Origin of the sequence: Stenotrophomonas pavanii (assembly GCF_900101175.1) — a bacterium.
Lineage (GTDB): Bacteria > Pseudomonadota > Gammaproteobacteria > Xanthomonadales > Xanthomonadaceae > Stenotrophomonas > Stenotrophomonas pavanii.
In genome coordinates this window covers 238,079-254,595 of the sequence record NZ_FNFQ01000007.1, presented here as the reverse complement: position 1 = coordinate 254,595, position 16,517 = coordinate 238,079, and the positions used below count along the sequence as shown (strand labels likewise).

Here is a 16,517-nt window from a genome sequence, read left to right as displayed (position 1 = left end):
ACTCGACGCGCTGCCGCGCAGGCGCTGGGTGCGCTGACCCGCGAGATCCTGGCGCAGCTGAAGCGCTGATGCCCTGGTAGTGCCGGCCGCTGGCCGGCATCCAGGTGATGCTTCAATCGTTCATGAGGCTGCCGGCCAGCGGCCGGCACTACCGCCTCACCTGCTCGGGTCGCGTTCCGGACTGGGCCGCTTGGCCAGCTTGCGCTGCAGCGAACGCCGGTGCATGCCGAGCAGGCGCGCGGCGGCCGAGACATTGCCGCCGGTTTCGTGCATCGCCTGCTGGATGTGTTCCCACTGCAGGCGGCTGATCGGCGTCATCGCGTCCGGCACTTCCATTTCGCCATCGTCGGCCGGGCCGTCGTCCTCTTCGCCCAGCGCGCGCAGGATCATCGGCACCGTGGCCGGTTTCGGCAGGTAATCATCCGCACCCAGCTTGATCGCCTCCACCGCGGTGGCGATGCTGGCATAACCGGTCACCAGCAGGATGCGCATGTCGGCTCGCAGGGCGCGCAGCGGCTGGATCAGCGCCAGGCCCGAGTCGCTGCCCAGTTTCAGGTCGATCAGCGCGAACGCCGGCGGATGCTGGCGCGCGAGCGCCAGCGCGCTGGCCGCATCCTGTGCGGTCTGCGTTTCAAGCCCCTTGCGGGCCAGGCTGCGTTGCAGGGTGCGCAGGTACAGCTCGTCGTCGTCGACCAGCAGGCCCTGGGGGGAGGGATGAAGGCTCATGGGGTGTCCTCGCGTGGGGCCAGCGGCAGGCGGAAGCCGACGCGGCTGCCGGCCCCCTGGGCCGGGCGCATCCACATCTCGCCGTCGAGGCGTTCGATGGTGGCATGGGACAGGGCCAGGCCGACGCCCATGCCCTCACTCTTGCTGCTGCCGAACAGCCGGCCCGGCAGCACGGCGGCACGGGCGTCGAAGCCATGGCCGTAATCGCGTACTTCGCCGATCAGGTCGTCGCCTTCGATGCGCAGGTCCAGGTCCACGCGCGGCCGGCCGGCCTGTTCGCCGGCATCGGCGGCATTGTTGAGCAGGACCATCAGCAGGTGGCCCACGCCCGGGTCGAGTGGCAGCCGCAGCGGCGCATCGTCGTTGCGATGCAGGTCGATGGTGGGCCGCACCAGGCGCCATTGCTCCAGCACCTGTTGGGCGCTGGAGTGGCTGCGACCCGGTGCATCGGTCGACGCCGGCGCAGCCAGTGCCAGCACGCGCTCGCGGCACTGCACCAGCAGCTCGCGCAGGGTTTCCATGTCCTCGCGCACTTCCGGCTCTTCGCTGCGCTCGGCGACGTCATCGGCGAGCAGGGTCATGGTCGCCAGTGGCGTGTTCAGTTCATGTGCCACCGAGGCGGCATGGGTGGCCAGGGCGACGATGCCTTCGTTGCGGGCGAAGCGCTCGCGCAGCGCCGACAGTTCCAGTTCGCGCTGGCGCAGCGCCAGCGCCAGCCGGGTGGAGAAGGTCAGCACCACCGCAGCGGAGATCAGGAAGTTGGCGACCACGCCCCAGCGGTTGAGGTCCTGCGCGCGGAAATAGCCATCCGGCAGCGGCTGGCCGAAGATGCCGCTGGCGGCGTAACCGAGCAGGCAGGCCAGGGCGACCGCCAGTGCCCAGCGCAGGGGCAGGGCGAACGCCGCCAGCGCGATCAGGATCAGGAACAGCGAACTGAACGGGTTGGCCATGCCGCCACTCCAGCCCACCATCCAGGTCAGGATGATCACGTCCACCAGGATGTGGCCGAATGCGGTCAGCGGCGCGGTGTCGGCCGCTTCCGGGCGCAACTGGGTGTAGATGTTGAACAGGGCAAGCACGGCCACACCGGCCCACAACGGCTGCTGCGGCAACGGCAGGCCCAGCACCCAGGTGGCAACCAGGATGGTGGCGGCCTGGCCACCTACGGCAAGCCAGCGCAGGCTGCACAGGGTGCGGAGAAACGGGGCGTCGGGACCGGTCATGCATGCCCATCGTATGCGTTCAGGCGTGCACGTGCCTGCGACAATCGGCCGCAGCCGTGCCGCCGGCTGAATGCGAGTCACCCGGAATGCAGGGCCGGGCGCTAGAATGCCCGCATGCACGACGCCGTCACCCGCCCGACTCCCCCTTCCGATGCCACCGCCTGGCCCCGTCGCCAGACCCATGCCGTCCAGATCGGCGGGGTCACTGTAGGCGGAGGCAAGCCGGTGGTGGTGCAGTCGATGACCAACACCGATACCTCCGACGTGGCCTCCAGCGTGAAGCAGGTGGCCGAGTTGTGGCGTGCCGGCTCGGAGATGGTGCGGTTGACCGTCAATACCGTGGAGGCGGCTGCGGCGATCCCGCGCATCGTCGACAAGCTGGCGATGATGGGCATCGATGTGCCGCTGATCGGTGACTTCCATTACAACGGCCACCAGCTGCTGACCGCCGAACCGGCGTGTGCCGAGGCGCTGGCCAAGTACCGCATCAACCCGGGCAACGTCGGCTTCGGCAAGAAGAAGGACCTGCAGTTCGCCCAGTTGATCGAGTTCGCGATCCGCTACAACAAGCCGGTACGCATCGGCGCCAACTGGGGGTCGCTGGACCAGGCCCTGGCAGCGAAGCTGATGGACGAGAACAACCTGCGCGCGCAGCCCTGGGATGCCGGTCGCGTGCTGCGCGAGGCGCTGATCCGTTCGGCGCTGGATTCGGCCGAGCAGGCGGTGGAGCTGGGCCTGCCGCGCGACCGCATCGTGCTGTCGGCCAAGGTCAGCGGCGTGCAGGAACTGATCGCGGTGTACCGCGACCTGGCCCAGCGCTCCGACTTCGCCCTGCACCTGGGCCTGACCGAAGCCGGTATCGGCAGCAAGGGCATCGTCGCCTCGTCGGCGGCGCTGGGCGTGCTGCTGCAGGAAGGCATCGGCGACACCATCCGCATCTCGCTGACCCCGGAGCCGGGCCAGTCGCGCACGCAGGAGGTGATCGTCGCCCAGGAACTGCTGCAGACCACTGGCCAGCGCGCTTTCACGCCGCTGGTCACCGCCTGCCCCGGTTGCGGCCGCACCACTTCCGAGTTCTTCCAGGAACTGGCCAAGGTGGTGCAGAACCACGTGCGCGAGAAGATGCCGCTGTGGAAGGTCCATCATCCGGGGGCGGAGAACATGACCTTGGCGGTGATGGGCTGCATCGTCAACGGGCCGGGCGAGTCGCGCCATGCCAACATCGGCATCTCGCTGCCGGGCACGGGTGAAACGCCGGCGGCGCCGGTGTTCGTCGATGGCGAGAAGAAGGTGACCCTGCGCGGCGACAACATCGCCCAGGAGTTCGTCGCCCTGATCGACGATTACGTCGAACGCACGTATGTCCGAAGCGCCGGATAAGCCTGCGATCCTCGCCGCGCCGGAGTCCGCCTCCGGCTTCCGCCACTGGATGGCGCGCAATGCGTGGCGCCTGGTGCTGCTGTTCGGTGGCGTGCTGCTGCCGCTGGCCGGCTTCGTCGCCCTGGCCGACGAAGTCCACGAGTTTGAATCGTTCCATTTCGATGCGCCGCTGCTGTGGCAGATGCATGGCCTGCATTCGCCGCTGCTGGACCGCTTTTTCGTGCTCATTTCCAGGCTGGGCTACGAATGGTTCCTGATTCCGGCCGACGTGCTGATCATCGGCGTGCTGCTGGCCTGTCGGCGGTGGCGGGAGGCCACGTTCGTGGCGGTCAGCTTCGTGGGCTCGGCGCTGCTGAACATGGGCAGCAAGCAGTTCTTCCAGCGCGAACGGCCCAGCCTGTGGGAATCGATCGCGCCCGAATCGACGTTCAGCTTCCCCAGCGGCCACGCGATGGGCTCGATGACCCTGGCTGCGACCCTGGTGCTGCTGGCCTGGAACACCCGCTGGCGCTGGCCGGTGCTGCTGCTGGCGCCCGCGTTCAGCCTGCTGGTCAGCGTCTCCCGGGTCTATCTGGGGGTCCATTACCCCTCGGACATCCTGGCCGGATGGTGTGCGGCGCTGGTTTGGGTGGTAGGGTGCTATCTGGTCATGTTCAGTCGCCGGCATCCTTGGCGACGTCACGATTCGCCGCCAGCGACGGCCAGCGAAGCATCACCACAGGGGGATTGACGTGGATGACCCCTCCGGGGCGTCTACGTAATAGATCAGTTGTTTCGTTACTGCAGGTTCTGCAAGACAGGGGACAAGCACAACGCGCGGTACTGTGATGCGCAAGGCAGAATGCCCGGTTCGCTTCCCGAACGCGCTTGCAGGGGTATCGGTGCCCTGCCTAGCTTGACCTGCAATGGCCGCATTCGAAGAGGTACGTGGATGACGATTCGAGTCTACCTGGTGGATGACCACGCGCTGGTCCGGACCGGGATGAAGATGATCCTGTCGGGGGAGACCGACATCGAGGTGGTGGGCGAAGCCGAGACCGGCGAAGACGCGCTGCGTGACGTCCGCCAGCTGCTGCCTGACGTGGTGCTGTGCGACCTGCACCTGCCCGGCGTGAGTGGCATGGAGGTGACCGAGCGTATCGTCCGCAGCCACCGCAACACCCGCGTGGTGATCGTGTCGGTGCTGGAAGACGGTCCGCTGCCGAAGCGTCTGCTCGAAGCGGGCGCTGCGGGCTACATCGGCAAGGGCTGCGATGCACAGGAGCTGCTGCGCGCGGTGCGCGATGTGGCCATGGGCCGGCGCTACCTGGGCACCAGCATCGCGCAGAACCTGGCCCTGTCGACCGTGGAGGGCAACGGTTCGCCGTTCGACAACCTGTCGCCGCGCGAACTGGAGGTTGCATTGCTGCTGACCCAGGGCCTGCGCCAGGAAGACATCGCGCGGCGCCTGAGCCTGAGTGCGAAGACGGTGAACACGCACAAGGCGCGACTGTTCGAGAAGATGGGGATCCACGACAACATCGCACTGGCGCGCATGGCCAGCCAGTACGGCCTGGTGGATCCGGCACGGCCGTTGTAAGGGATTCGGCCAACGGCTGAGCCCCTCGCGGTGGTGGTGCGGTTGGATTTGTGGGGTTGGCCCTGCGGAGGGACCGCGCAGGGGACGCCGTGAATCCATCCCTGGAGGCTCGGGCGCGCCATCCATGGCGCTTACGCCCCTGCGCAATCCCTCCGCAGGGCCACGGACAGGTTCCGTGCGCCGCCACCGCGGAACGAAGAAGGAAGAGCAGGAGCGGGTCGCGCGCTGCGCGCGCTCGCAGCCTGGGGTCGGATCCTTTCCCGGCGGGAAAGGGCTCTGACCCCGATCTTCATGTCAGTGGCCGCGTACGCGCTTGATGATCTTCGCGGCGTCGGCAGCGCTGGCGCGCACCTTGTCCCACTGGCCGTCGGCGATCCAGTTGCCCGGTACCATCCACGAACCCCCGATGCAGACGACGTTCTTCTGCTCGAGGTACTCGGCGGCGGTGTTCTCGGTGATGCCGCCGGTCGGGCACAGCTTGAGGTCCGCCACCGGGCCGGCCAGTCCCTTGATCATCGCCAGCCCGCCCACGGCGGTGGCCGGGAACAGCTTGCACACGCGGAAGCCACGCGCATACAGCGACAGCAGTTCGGTCGGCGTGGCCGCACCCGGCACCACCGGCAGCGGTGCAGCCGCCAGCGCATCGGCCAAGGCCGGCGGCGTACCCGGGGTCACCAGGAAGTCTGCACCTGCATCGATCGACTGCTGCATCTGCTCCACGGTCAGCACCGTGCCGGCACCCACCACCACGTCCGGCAGCTCGCGCTTGAGCATCGCCAGCGCGTCCATCGCCACTGGCGTACGCAGCGTCAACTCGATCGCCGGCAGGCCACCTTCCAGCAACGCCGCACTGACCGCACGCGCCTGGTCCAGCGTATGAACCGTCACCACCGGCAGGATGCCCGCCGCATGCAACAGCTCCGCCGCCTTCACCTGATGTTGTTCGATACCCATGCTTTTGCCCTTGCCTTTGCTCTTCTTGATTCAGTGGCCGCAGCGCAAATGACGCGCCGGGAATTGTCCAAGGGCAGTAGAGCGCCCTGGCCGGGACCGTGAGCGGCATGGATGCCGCGACCGAGCCCCCATGGATGGGTTAACGGCGTGTCCCGGCCAGGGCGCTCTACTGCCCAAGCCGGGAAGCCTGCCGCGGCTTTTTGCTTCAGGCGTCCTTTGCCTCATGCGGCGCCGCCGCCGCTGCGGCATCGTGCCCCAGCTCGTACTCCGCGTCGTATTCCCACGGCCCGCCATCGGCCGCCGCCGGACCGCACGAAATCGAAATCGCGCCCTGGTCGGCCGGCCCCACCACGCGCCGGTTGACCGCGAACAGATTGCGGCCCAGGTCATGTGCCGCCGGTGCGGTGTTCGGCGCCAGTGGCCGTGCCGCCCACTCCGCCGCATCCACCAGCACCTCCAGGGTGCCGGCTTCGCCATCGAGGCGGATCATGTCGCCCTCGCGGACCTTGGCCAGCGGACCGCCACGCGCGGCTTCCGGCGTCACGTGGATGGCCGCCGGGATCTTGCCCGAGGCGCCGGACAGGCGGCCGTCGGTGACCAGCGCCACGCGCCGGCCCTGGTTCTGCAGCAGCCCCAGCAGCGGCGCCAGCGAATGCAGCTCCGGCATGCCGTTGGCGCGCGGCCCCTGGTAGCGCACCACCGCCACGAAGTCCTGCGGCAGCAGGCCACCGGCATGCAGCTTGTTCAGCACCTGCGGCGCATCGACCACCACCGCCGGTGCCTCGATCGTGCGGTACTGCGGCTTCACCGCCGACAGCTTGATCAGCGACTTGCCCAGGTTGCCGCGCAGCAGGCGCAGGCCACCCTGGTGCTCGAACGGGTTGTCGACGCCGCGCACCACCTCGTCATCGGCGCTGCGTTCCAGGCCCGGCAGATAGACCAGCTGGCCGTCGCGCAGTTGCGGCTCGCGCGCATAGTCGGCCATGCCGCCACGCGCGACGCTGACCAGGTCACCGTGCATCAGGCCCGCCTTGATCAGCTCGCCGAACACGAACGCCGGGCCGCCGGCGGCCGCGAAACGGTTCACGTCGGCCTCGCCGTTCGGATAGACGCGGGCCAGCAGCGGGATCAGCTGCGACAGTTCGTCGAAGTCATCCCAGGTCAGTACGATGCCTGCCGCTCGCGCCACCGCGATCCAGTGGATGGTGTGGTTGGTCGAACCGCCGGTGGCCATCAGCGCGATGACCGCATTGATGATCGCGCGCTCGTCGATGATCCGGCCCAGTGGGCGGAAGTCATCCCCCAGCGCAGTGATCTCCAGTGCGCGCTCGGTGGCTTCGCGGGTCAGCGCATCGCGCAGCGGCGTGCCCGGATTGACGAACGACGCCCCCGGCAGCTGCACGCCCATCGCCTCCAGCAGCACCTGGTTGGAGTTGGCCGTGCCATAGAAGGTGCAGGTGCCGGCGCCGTGGTACGACGCAGATTCCGCTTCCAGCAGCTCTTCGCGGGTGGCTTCACCTGCGGCGTAGCGCTCGCGTACCTCGGCCTTCTGCTTGTTGGGGATGCCCGGGGTCATCGGGCCGGCCGGTACGAACACCGCCGGCAGGTGGCCGAAGGCCAGCGCACCGATCAGCAGGCCCGGCACGATCTTGTCGCAGACACCGAGGTAGACGGTGCTGTCGAACATGTCGTGGCTGAGCCCGATCGCGGTGGCCTGCGCGATCACATCGCGCGAGAACAGCGACAGTTCCATGCCGCCGCGGCCCTGGGTAACGCCGTCGCACATCGCCGGCACGCCGCCGGCCACCTGCGCGGTGGCCCCCAGCTCGCGGGCGATCTCACGGATCTGTCCGGGATAGGTCTCGAACGGCTGGTGCGCCGACAGCATGTCGTTGTAGGCGGTGATGATGCCGAGGTTCGGTGTCACCCCGCCGCGCAGGCGGCTCTTGTCGGTGCCGCCACAGGCGGCGAACCCGTGGGCGAGGTTGCCGCAGCTCAGGCGGCTGCGGAACGGGCCGTCACGCAGCGAGGCGTCGATCGCGGCCAGGTAGGCGGCGCGCGAGGCGGCGCTGCGGCGGATGACGCGCTCAGTGATGGCTTGCAGTTGCGGATGGAGGCTCATTGGCTACCGGCGTTCGAGGTGGCGAGAGGCAAGCGGCGGCAGGGCACCGCCGCCGACGTCAATCAGCCCAGTGGACGCGCAGGCGCGCGCCGTCCAGGTTGATCGCATTGAGGATCGGGTACTGCTGGGCGTCGTTGCTGTCCAGCGCCTGGCGCAGCACCTGCAGCTTCTGCTTTCCCCGCAGCAGCAGCAGGCGCTGGCGGCACTGGCGCAGGCCATGCGGGGTCAGGGTGATGCGCAGTGGCCACTGGTTCGCCCCGGGGCAGCCGGTGGCGTCCAGCGCGGCATAGGGCAGGGTGCTTTCCAGTGCGCGGGCCAGGTCCTTCGAGCCCGGGAACAGCGAGGCGGTGTGGCCGTCGTTGCCCATGCCCAGTGCCACCAGGCTCGGCGGCTGGCTGTGCTGGGCCTGCAGGTTGGCGGTGTATACGCATTCGGGCAGCGGCTTGCCGATCCGCACCAGCGGATCGAAGTGGGCGCCCTCGGCACGCTTGAGCAGGTTTTCGCGCACCAGCCAGGCGTTGCTGTCGCGATCCTGTGGCGACAGCCAGCGTTCGTCGGCCAGGCTCACTTCCACCCGGTCCCAGTGCACGTCCAGCTCGGCCAGCGCCTGGTAGACCGGCGCCGGCGTGGTGCCGCCGGACAGCAGGATGCGGGCGCGCCCCACCTCGTTGATGTCGTGGTTGAGCGTCTGCGCCATCTCGGCGGCCACCGCCTCGATCCAGCCATCGGCATCGCCGTGCGGGATGAACTCGATGCGGTCGTCGTGGAGGGTAGGGGTCATGCGGCAACTCCTGGTGCGTCACGTTCGGCGTCGGCGGCATAGGCAGCGGCGCCCAGCAACCCGGCATGCGGATGCATCACGGCCAGCGAAGGAACCCGCGCCATGATGGAAGAGAACCGGCCCTTGTGCTCGAAGCGCTGGCGGAAGCCGGAGTGCTGCAGCGAATCGAGCATCTTCGGGGTCAGGCCGCCGGTCAGGAACACGCCATCCCACGCGCCCTGGGTCAACACCAGGTCGCCGGCGATGGCACCGAACACGGCACAGAACACATCCACGGTGCGCATGGCCTGGGGATCACCGTGCAGGGCGCGGGCGGTCACGTCCACCGGCTGCAGCTGGCCGGGGTCGATGCCAGCCATCTCGCACACCGCGCGATGGATGTTGACCAGGCCGGGGCCACAGATCAGGCGCTCGTTGGAGACGCGGCCGAACTGCTCGGACAGGATCTCCAGGATGCGGATCTCTTCCGGGGTTCCCGGCGGGAAGCTGACATGGCCGCCTTCGGTTTCCAGCGGATAGCAACGGCCGTGGCGCATGATCAGGCCGCCGACGCCGAGCCCGGTACCGGGCCCGATCACCGCGTAGTTGCGTGGCTGGCCGGGCTTGCCCGGTACCCAGGCAGCCCCGCCGACCTGGACCACGTCGTCGGGCTGAAGCAGCGAAATCGCCATCGCCTGCGCGGCGAAATCGTTGATCAGGTGCAGCTCGTCGAAACCGAGCATCGCGGCGGTACGGCTGCGCGAGATCACCCACGGATGGTTGGTGATGCGCGCTTCGTCACCATCGACGCGCCCGGCCACGGCGAACACGCCGCGGCTTGCGCTGGCGCCGATCTGTTCCAGGTGGTGGCGCGCCGCGTCACCGAGCGATGGGAACTCCGCCACCGCGTATTCGCGGATGCTGTCCTTCCGCAGCGGCGCGTCCTGCGAGGTGTCGGCCAGGGCGAAGCGGGCGTTGGTGCCGCCGATGTCGGCAACCAGCACCGGCTGCGAGGTGGCACTCATGCCGACGCTCCACTGTCCGGCGCGTCCACGCCCTGCGGCAGGAACTCGCCCGCATTGCTCGGGCCCCACTGGCCGGCGGGATAGGGTTCCAGCGGCAGCTTGGCCTCCTTCCAGGCGTCGGCGACGCTGTCGATCCACGCCCACGCGGCACGCACTTCGTCGTCGCGCACGAACAGCGTGTGGTTGCCGTTGAAGGCGTCCAGGAACAGGCGTTCGTAGGCGATGCGGCGGTGCAGGCCGGTCGGCACCGACAGTTCCAGTTCCAGCGGATGCAGTTCCAGCGCGCCCCATTCCGGGCCGGCCAGGCTGCTCATCAGGCCCAGTTCGATGTTCTCCTGCGGCTGCAGCTGGAACACCAGGCGGTTCGGTGCGGCCTGCGCGCGCTGCGGGCGCTCGAACAGCCAGTGGGTGACCGGCTTCAGCGTGACCACCACGCGGGTGGTGCGCTCGGGCAGGCGCTTGCCGGTGACCAGGTGGAACGGCACGCCACTCCAGCGCCAGTTGTCGATGTGCGCGGTGACGCCGGCGAAGGTTTCCACGTCGCTGCCTTCCGGCGGCTGGTAGGCCTGCGCCGGCTGGCCGTTGATGGTGCCGGCGGTGTAGCGGCCGCGGATGCTGTCACGCGCGGCGTGCCTGGCATCGAGCGGGCGCAGGGCGCGCAGCACCTTGACCTTCTCGTCGCGGATCCGGTCGGCTTCCAGCGAGGCGGGCGGTTCCATCGCGACCATGCACAGCAGCTGCAGGATGTGGCTCTGCACCATGTCGCGCAGCGCGCCGGAGCGCGCGTAGTACGCGTCACGGCCGTCCACGCCCTCGCTCTCGGCCACCAGGATGTGCACCGATTCGATGTAGTTGCGGTTCCACACCGCTTCCAGCAGCGTGTTGCCGAAGCGCAGTGCGATCAGGTTCTGCACCGCGGCCTTGCCCAGGTAGTGATCGAGGCGGAACACGCGGTCCTCGTCGATCCACTGGCCGATGGTGCTGATGATCTCCTCGGCGCTCTCGCTGTCGCTGCCGATCGGCTTCTCCAGCATCAGCCGTGCCGGCGCGGCGAGCGCGCCGCCCTTGGCCAGGCCTTCGCAGGTGGAGATGTACAGGCCCGGCGGAATGGCCAGGTAGCTGACGCACTTGCGGTGCACCAGGTCGGCGACCGCGGCGGCGACCGAGTCGACGTCGCGCAGGTCCACCGAGCGGTAGTCGATGCGGCGCAGCAGGGCGCCGATGTCGTCCTGCGTGGCCATCGGCATGGCCTGCTGCAGTCGCGGCCGCAGGATGTCATGGAAGGCTTCGGTGTCATGCCCGGACAGGGCCAGCGCACGGATGCGGAAGTCCTCCGGCAGCAGGCCGTCGCCAAGCAGGCGAAGCAGCGAAGGGAACAGGTAGCGCTGGGCCAGATCACCTGTGGCACCGAACAGGAAGAGGGTGTCGTGCATCGCTCGAGTTTCAGATCCGGGTGACATCGTTGTCAATCGCTTCATGGCTGGGTTCGGGGGACATCCGCGCAACTGCCTGTCCGAGGTTCGTCAGGCGCGTTCTCCGGTGCACTGGAAGACCGTTCCATTCGAAACCACCACCTCGGCGGAACCTTCGTTCAACCGCCGACGCAGATCGGTGCGCACCGATCATCGGATAGTGCCACGTGAAAACGTTTACATGGCAGAATGGGCAACTGTATTCGATTGCAGTGCTCGCCGTCATGCGGCAAGCGCGCAATCATCACTGCCATCGGGAGGGCCGAGGCAGTCCCAAAAGACAGCCCGGCTTCGGGCGGACCGGATAGGTGATATGGCAAAAGTGCAGTTGCAGGGTGTGCGCAAGGTCTATGACAACGGCCAGGTCGCGGTGAAGGACGCCACCTTCGAGGTCGCCGATGGCGAACTGATGGTGCTGGTCGGTCCGTCGGGCTGCGGCAAGTCGACGCTGCTGCGGATGGTGGCCGGCCTGGAAGAGATCAGCGGTGGCACGCTGACCATCGGCGATCGCGTGGTCAACGACGTGGCGCCGAAGGATCGCGACATCGCCATGGTGTTCCAGAGCTACGCGCTGTACCCGCACATGACCGTGGCCGAGAACCTGGCCTTCGGCCTGAAGCTGCGCGGACATGACAAGGCGACCATCGACAGGCGCATTGCCGAGGCGGCGCAGACGCTGGGCCTGACCGAGATGATGGACAAGCTGCCCAAGGCGATGTCCGGTGGCCAGCGCCAGCGTGTGGCGCTGGGTCGTGCGCTGGTGCGCGAGCCGGCGGTGTTCCTGCTCGACGAGCCGCTGTCCAACCTCGATGCCAAGCTGCGCCACAGCGTGCGCACCGAAATCGCGCAGCTGCACCGCAAGCTGGGCACCACCATGATCTACGTGACCCACGACCAGGTCGAGGCGATGACCCTGGGCCAGCGCATCGTGGTGCTGAAGGACGGCATCATCCAGCAGATCGATACGCCGATGGCGCTGTACGACCGCCCGGCCAACCTGTTCGTGGCCGGTTTCCTTGGCAGCCCGGCGATGAACGTGCTGCGCGGCACGCTGCAGGGCGATGCCGGCGGCGTGACCGTGGTCGACGGCGAATGGCGCGCGCCGCTGGGACAGGCCACGATCGATCCAGCGTGGCTGCAGAAGCCGATCGCGGTGGGTGTGCGCCCGGAGCACCTGCAGCCTGCTGCTGCCGATGACGCGCATGCGTTCATCGCGCGCATTGAAGGTATCGAACCGGTCGGCAACGAGATCTTCGTCAACATGAGCAGTGGCCAGCACGCGCTGACCATGCGCGTGGCGCCGCAGTCGCTGCCGGGCGTGGGCGAAGACATCCGGGTGGCTATCCACCCGCAGGGCCTGCATTTCTTCAACGCGGAAACCGGCGAGCGCCTGTAAGGGGTAGTGCCGGCCGCTGGCCGGCAACCTCAACCCCGCATGGTTGCCGGCCAGCGGCCGGCACTACCATTCCTGCACTCACCCGTGCAGGTCCCCGACTGCTTCAGCGGGCCAGGCCATCCAGCAACGGCACGCGCTGCGCAAGGGCATCACCCACCTGCAGCTCGGCGTCGCCAGCCTCCAGTGGCAGCACCGCCAGGGCCAGTTCGCCGGCTACGCTGGCAATCGTGCCGAGGGTCGCGCCGCTCTGCTGCACGCCATCGCCCGCCTGTGCCGGGGCCGCGGTATGCAGCAGCTGCACTGCACGCTTGGCCTTGCCGAGGAAATGGGTGCGGGCGACGATTTCCTGCCCCGGGTAGCAGCCCTTCTTCACGCTGTAGCCGTTCAGCCGGTCCAGCCCGAGCTGCTGCGGGGTCCACACTTCGCGCTGGCTGTGTTCCAGCCGCGGCAGGCCGTAGCGCAGGTCGGCCTGGCGCCATGCCAGGGCAAAGGCGGCCTCGTCGGCGTCGCCGCCGGTCGAGAAGGCATCAGCGGCGGCAATGCGCAGCGTGCGCGGCAGGGCGTCGCTGCCCAGGTCCAGTTCCCAGCCATCACCGGCGTGCGCGATCGCAGCGCCGCTGGCGGCCTCGGGCGCGGTGAACGCACCGGCCACTGCCAGGTCGCCGCGCGGCAGCACCTTCAGCTTGCGCCGGAACACGAAGCGCTGCAGTTGCGACGCAATCGCATCGGCATCGCCGTCGGCCAGCACCAGCATCACGTGATCGTCGGCCAGCCGGAGCAGCTGGAACACCGCCAGGGTGCGGCCCTTGGCACTCAGCCAGGCGCTCCACTGCCAGTGCAGCAGGGGCAGGGCGGTGACATCGCTGCTGAACTGGGCGTGGGCGAAGACGGCCGCATCCGGGCCCTGCAGGCTCAGCAGCTGGTGGCCGGGCAGGCGCGGATATCCGACGAAAGCAGGGGGCAGGTTGTCAGGCACGTGAACGAGGTCTAAAATTTGTGCGTTGCGAGACCGAACATGATAGGCCAAACAACCCCCACTCCCGACGACGAATCTGAAGCCCCGCTGGTCCCTGCGGCACCCGTGCCCGTGGAACAGGAAAAGGTGGAGGAATTCGGCGGCCGCGGCGGACTTGATCCGGTGCGGTATGGCGATTGGGAGAAAAACGGACGCTGCATCGATTTCTGATCAGCATTGAGCCAACGCGGCCGCGTGCCGCCCAGCCGAGACAACGAGCCCAGCGAATGGCGACCAGACAACGCCCACTTTCCCCGCACCTTCAGGTGTATCGCTGGCAGATTCAGATGGCCACCTCGATCCTGCATCGAGCTACTGGCATCTTTCTGTCTGTTGGTGCCCTCATCATCGCTGCCGGCCTGCTGGCCCTGATGATGGGGCCCGAGTCCTGGAACTGCTTCACCGGCCATGCCGGGGCCTGGTATGGCCGCGTGTTCCTGTTCGCGTGGACATGGTCGTTCGCCTATCACCTGTGCAATGGCATCCGCCACGTCGTGCAGGACTTCGCCATTGGTTTCAGCATCCCCGCCTTCATCCGCAGCAGCTGGCTGTCGGTCATCGGCAGCCTGGTGATCACCCTGCTGGTGTGGGCCTATGTGATGTTCGGAGGTGCCGCGTGAGCAAGTTCCGTACCCCGTTGAAGAACGTGCGCGGCCTGGGCTCGGCCAAGACCGGCACCGAGCACTTCGTGCACCAGCGCCTGACCGCCGCCGCACTGGTGGTGCTGGGCATCTGGTTCCTGGTCTTCGTGCTGGGCCTGCTCGGCTCGGACTACGCGACCGCCGCCGCCGCCGTGGCCAAGCCGTGGAACGCGGTGCCGCTGATCGGCCTGCTGATCGCCATGTTCTGGCACGCGCAGCTCGGCATGCAGGTCGTGCTGGAAGACTACATCCACGAATCGCTGCTGGCCCTGGTGCTGCAGACCGCGGTGAAGTTCGTCGCCGTGCTCGGCATGATCGTCAGTGTGTTTGCGGTGGGCCGCATCGCCCTCGGCGTTGCCTGAGCCCAGGCACCTACACAGGAATCCAGATTAGATGTCCGCTTACAAGATCACCGAACACAAGTACGACATGGTCGTGGTCGGCGCCGGCGGTGCCGGCCTGCGCGCCACGTTCGGCCTGGCCGCCAAGGGCCTGCAGACCGTGTGCCTGACCAAGGTCTTCCCGACCCGTTCGCACACCGTTGCCGCCCAGGGCGGTATTTCGGCCGCACTCGGCAACATGGGCGAGGACGACTGGCGCTACCACTTCTTCGACACCATCAAGGGGTCGGACTGGCTGGGCGACCAGGACGCCATCGAGTACATGTGCCGTGAGGCCATCCCGGCCATCATCGAACTCGAACATTACGGCGTGCCGTTCTCGCGCACTGCCGAAGGCAAGATCTACCAGCGCCCCTTCGGTGGCATGACCACCAAGTACGGCGAAGGCCCGGCGGCGCAGCGTACCTGCGCGGCGGCCGACCGTACCGGCCACGCGATGCTGCACACGCTGTACCAGCAGTCGCTGAAGCACGACGCGCGCTTCATGATCGAGTACTTCGCGCTCGACCTGATCTTCGACGAGGAAGGCGCCTGCCGCGGCGTGCTGGCCCTGGACATGTCCGACGGCACCCTGCACCTGTTCCGCGCCCAGGGCGTGGTGCTGGCCACCGGTGGTTACGGCCGTGCGTACTTCAGCGCCACCTCGGCGCACACCTGCACCGGCGACGGTGGCGGCCTGGCCATGCGTGCCGGCATCGCCATGCAGGACATGGAGTTCGTGCAGTTCCATCCGACCGGCATCTACGGCGCCGGCTGCCTGATCACCGAGGGTGTCCGCGGTGAAGGCGGCATCCTGCGCAACAGCAGCGGCGAGCGCTTCATGGAGCGCTATGCACCGCATTACAAGGACCTGGCGTCGCGCGACGTGGTCAGCCGTTCGATGACCATCGAGATCCGCGAAGGCCGCGGCGTCGGCGAGCACAAGGACCACATCCTGCTCGACCTGACCCACCTGGGCCCGGGCGTGATCGACGAGAAGCTGCCGGGCATTGCCGAAAGCGCCCGCATCTTCGCCGGCGTCGACGTGCACAAGCAGCCGATCCCGGTCATCCCGACCGTGCACTACAACATGGGCGGCATCCCGACCAACTACCACGGTGAAGTGGTGCAGAAGGTCGGTGACAACGACAACGCGGTCGTGCCGGGCCTGTACGCCATCGGCGAAGCGGCCTGCGTGTCCGTGCACGGTGCCAACCGCCTGGGCTCGAACTCGCTGCTGGACCTGGTGGTGTTCGGGCGTGCGGTGGCCAACCGCTGCGCCGAGACCATCAAGCCGGGCGCATCGCACAAGCCGCTGCCGGCCGATGCCTGCGACAAGGCGCTGGGCCTGCTGGACAAGCTGCGCCACGCCAACGGCGATACCCCGACCTCGGTCATCCGCGATCGCATGCAGCGCACCATGCAGGCCGACGCGGCGGTCTTCCGCACCAGCCAGACGCTGAAGGAAGGCTGCGAGAAAATGGACAAGATCTTCGACTCGTTCCAGGACGTGAAGGTCTCCGACCGTTCGCTGGTGTGGAATTCGGACCTGATCGAGACCTACGAGCTGAACAACCTGCTGCTCAACGCGGTGGCGACGATCAACTCGGCCGAACAGCGCAAGGAAAGCCGTGGTGCGCATGCGCACGAGGACTATCCGGACCGCGACGACGTCAACTGGCAGAAGCACACCCTGGTCAGCGTCGACGAGAAGGGCAAGTGCAGCTTCGACTACCGTCCGGTGCACATGTACACGTTGACCGACGACGTGTCCGTGGTGCCGCCGAAGCCGCGCGTGTACTGATCCGACCCCGCCTACCATGCAATCCGCGCCCACGGGCGCG

General features: G+C 67.9%; 16 protein-coding genes. 8 read left to right on the top strand and 8 right to left on the bottom strand.

What is annotated here, in order from left to right; translation table 11 throughout:
* Nucleotides 1-156 precede the first annotated feature (156 nt).
* A complete protein-coding gene (locus BLS66_RS13885; RefSeq protein WP_049468770.1) occupies nucleotides 157-726 on the bottom strand; it encodes a response regulator transcription factor in 570 nt (189 codons plus the stop codon).
* Nucleotides 723-1,949, bottom strand: coding sequence for an ATP-binding protein (locus tag BLS66_RS13880; protein ID WP_074726107.1), 1,227 nt, complete (start codon nucleotides 1,947-1,949; stop codon nucleotides 723-725). The genes BLS66_RS13885 and BLS66_RS13880 overlap by 4 nt, the downstream gene beginning before the upstream one ends.
* A 114-nt stretch (nucleotides 1,950-2,063) precedes the next feature.
* On the opposite strand from BLS66_RS13880, the gene ispG reads away from it, so the two are divergent.
* The 3 genes from ispG to BLS66_RS13865 all read left to right on the top strand — a co-directional run bounded on the left by ispG (nucleotide 2,064) and on the right by BLS66_RS13865 (nucleotide 4,908).
* Nucleotides 2,064-3,329 (top strand): flavodoxin-dependent (E)-4-hydroxy-3-methylbut-2-enyl-diphosphate synthase, encoded by a 1,266-nt coding sequence (gene ispG, locus BLS66_RS13875; RefSeq protein WP_049468766.1) that lies wholly within the window; start codon nucleotides 2,064-2,066, stop codon nucleotides 3,327-3,329.
* Nucleotides 3,310-4,059 carry a phosphatase PAP2 family protein gene (locus BLS66_RS13870; RefSeq protein ID WP_049468765.1) on the top strand — a complete coding sequence of 250 codons (750 nt, stop codon included), beginning with the start codon at nucleotides 3,310-3,312 and terminating at the stop codon, nucleotides 4,057-4,059. The genes ispG and BLS66_RS13870 overlap by 20 nt, the downstream gene beginning before the upstream one ends.
* 201 nt (nucleotides 4,060-4,260) lie before the next feature.
* Nucleotides 4,261-4,908, top strand: a complete 648-nt coding sequence (locus tag BLS66_RS13865) for a response regulator (RefSeq protein ID WP_053506275.1) — start codon at nucleotides 4,261-4,263, stop codon at nucleotides 4,906-4,908.
* 294 nt (nucleotides 4,909-5,202) lie between these two features.
* Here the strand turns inward: BLS66_RS13865 and eda are convergent, their stop codons facing one another.
* From eda to zwf, 5 genes are all read right to left on the bottom strand, one after another.
* The gene (gene eda / locus BLS66_RS13860; protein ID WP_049468761.1) at nucleotides 5,203-5,862 is read right to left on the bottom strand and encodes a bifunctional 4-hydroxy-2-oxoglutarate aldolase/2-dehydro-3-deoxy-phosphogluconate aldolase; all 660 of its coding nucleotides are present in this window, start codon (nucleotides 5,860-5,862) and stop codon (nucleotides 5,203-5,205) included.
* Between the two features lie 205 nt (nucleotides 5,863-6,067).
* Nucleotides 6,068-7,984 carry a phosphogluconate dehydratase gene (edd, locus tag BLS66_RS13855; protein ID WP_057493830.1) on the bottom strand — a complete coding sequence of 639 codons (1,917 nt, stop codon included), beginning with the start codon at nucleotides 7,982-7,984 and terminating at the stop codon, nucleotides 6,068-6,070.
* A gap of 58 nt (nucleotides 7,985-8,042) precedes the next feature.
* Nucleotides 8,043-8,765, bottom strand: a complete 723-nt coding sequence (gene pgl, locus BLS66_RS13850) for a 6-phosphogluconolactonase (protein WP_049468757.1) — start codon at nucleotides 8,763-8,765, stop codon at nucleotides 8,043-8,045.
* Nucleotides 8,762-9,769 carry a glucokinase gene (glk, locus tag BLS66_RS13845; RefSeq protein WP_049468755.1) on the bottom strand — a complete coding sequence of 336 codons (1,008 nt, stop codon included), beginning with the start codon at nucleotides 9,767-9,769 and terminating at the stop codon, nucleotides 8,762-8,764. The genes pgl and glk overlap by 4 nt, the downstream gene beginning before the upstream one ends.
* Nucleotides 9,766-11,202 carry a glucose-6-phosphate dehydrogenase gene (zwf, locus tag BLS66_RS13840; RefSeq protein WP_049468754.1) on the bottom strand — a complete coding sequence of 479 codons (1,437 nt, stop codon included), beginning with the start codon at nucleotides 11,200-11,202 and terminating at the stop codon, nucleotides 9,766-9,768. Before zwf ends, glk begins: the two co-directional genes overlap by 4 nt.
* Before the next feature lie 352 nt (nucleotides 11,203-11,554).
* Between zwf and BLS66_RS13835 the strand changes: the two genes are divergently transcribed.
* Nucleotides 11,555-12,637: an ABC transporter ATP-binding protein gene (locus tag BLS66_RS13835; protein WP_049468752.1), complete on the top strand. Its 1,083-nt coding sequence runs from the start codon at nucleotides 11,555-11,557 to the stop codon at nucleotides 12,635-12,637.
* A 103-nt stretch (nucleotides 12,638-12,740) separates the two neighbouring features.
* Here the strand turns inward: BLS66_RS13835 and ygfZ are convergent, their stop codons facing one another.
* Entirely contained in the window at nucleotides 12,741-13,613 is an 873-nt protein-coding gene (gene ygfZ, locus BLS66_RS13830; protein WP_074726106.1) for a CAF17-like 4Fe-4S cluster assembly/insertion protein YgfZ, read from the bottom strand.
* A gap of 39 nt (nucleotides 13,614-13,652) precedes the next feature.
* On the opposite strand from ygfZ, the gene BLS66_RS21000 reads away from it, so the two are divergent.
* From BLS66_RS21000 to sdhA, 4 genes are read left to right on the top strand one after another with little or no spacing between them, the layout of a single operon-like run.
* Entirely contained in the window at nucleotides 13,653-13,823 is a 171-nt protein-coding gene (locus BLS66_RS21000; protein ID WP_074726105.1) for a DUF1674 domain-containing protein, read from the top strand.
* A gap of 56 nt (nucleotides 13,824-13,879) precedes the next feature.
* On the top strand, nucleotides 13,880-14,272 hold the full coding sequence (gene sdhC, locus BLS66_RS13820) for a succinate dehydrogenase, cytochrome b556 subunit (RefSeq protein ID WP_005416132.1): 393 nt from the start codon (nucleotides 13,880-13,882) through the stop codon (nucleotides 14,270-14,272).
* Nucleotides 14,269-14,655 carry a succinate dehydrogenase, hydrophobic membrane anchor protein gene (gene sdhD / locus BLS66_RS13815; protein WP_005409077.1) on the top strand — a complete coding sequence of 129 codons (387 nt, stop codon included), beginning with the start codon at nucleotides 14,269-14,271 and terminating at the stop codon, nucleotides 14,653-14,655. Before sdhC ends, sdhD begins: the two co-directional genes overlap by 4 nt.
* 31 nt (nucleotides 14,656-14,686) lie before the next feature.
* Entirely contained in the window at nucleotides 14,687-16,477 is a 1,791-nt protein-coding gene (sdhA, locus tag BLS66_RS13810; RefSeq protein ID WP_053463388.1) for a succinate dehydrogenase flavoprotein subunit, read from the top strand.
* Nucleotides 16,478-16,517: the final 40 nt, after the last annotated feature.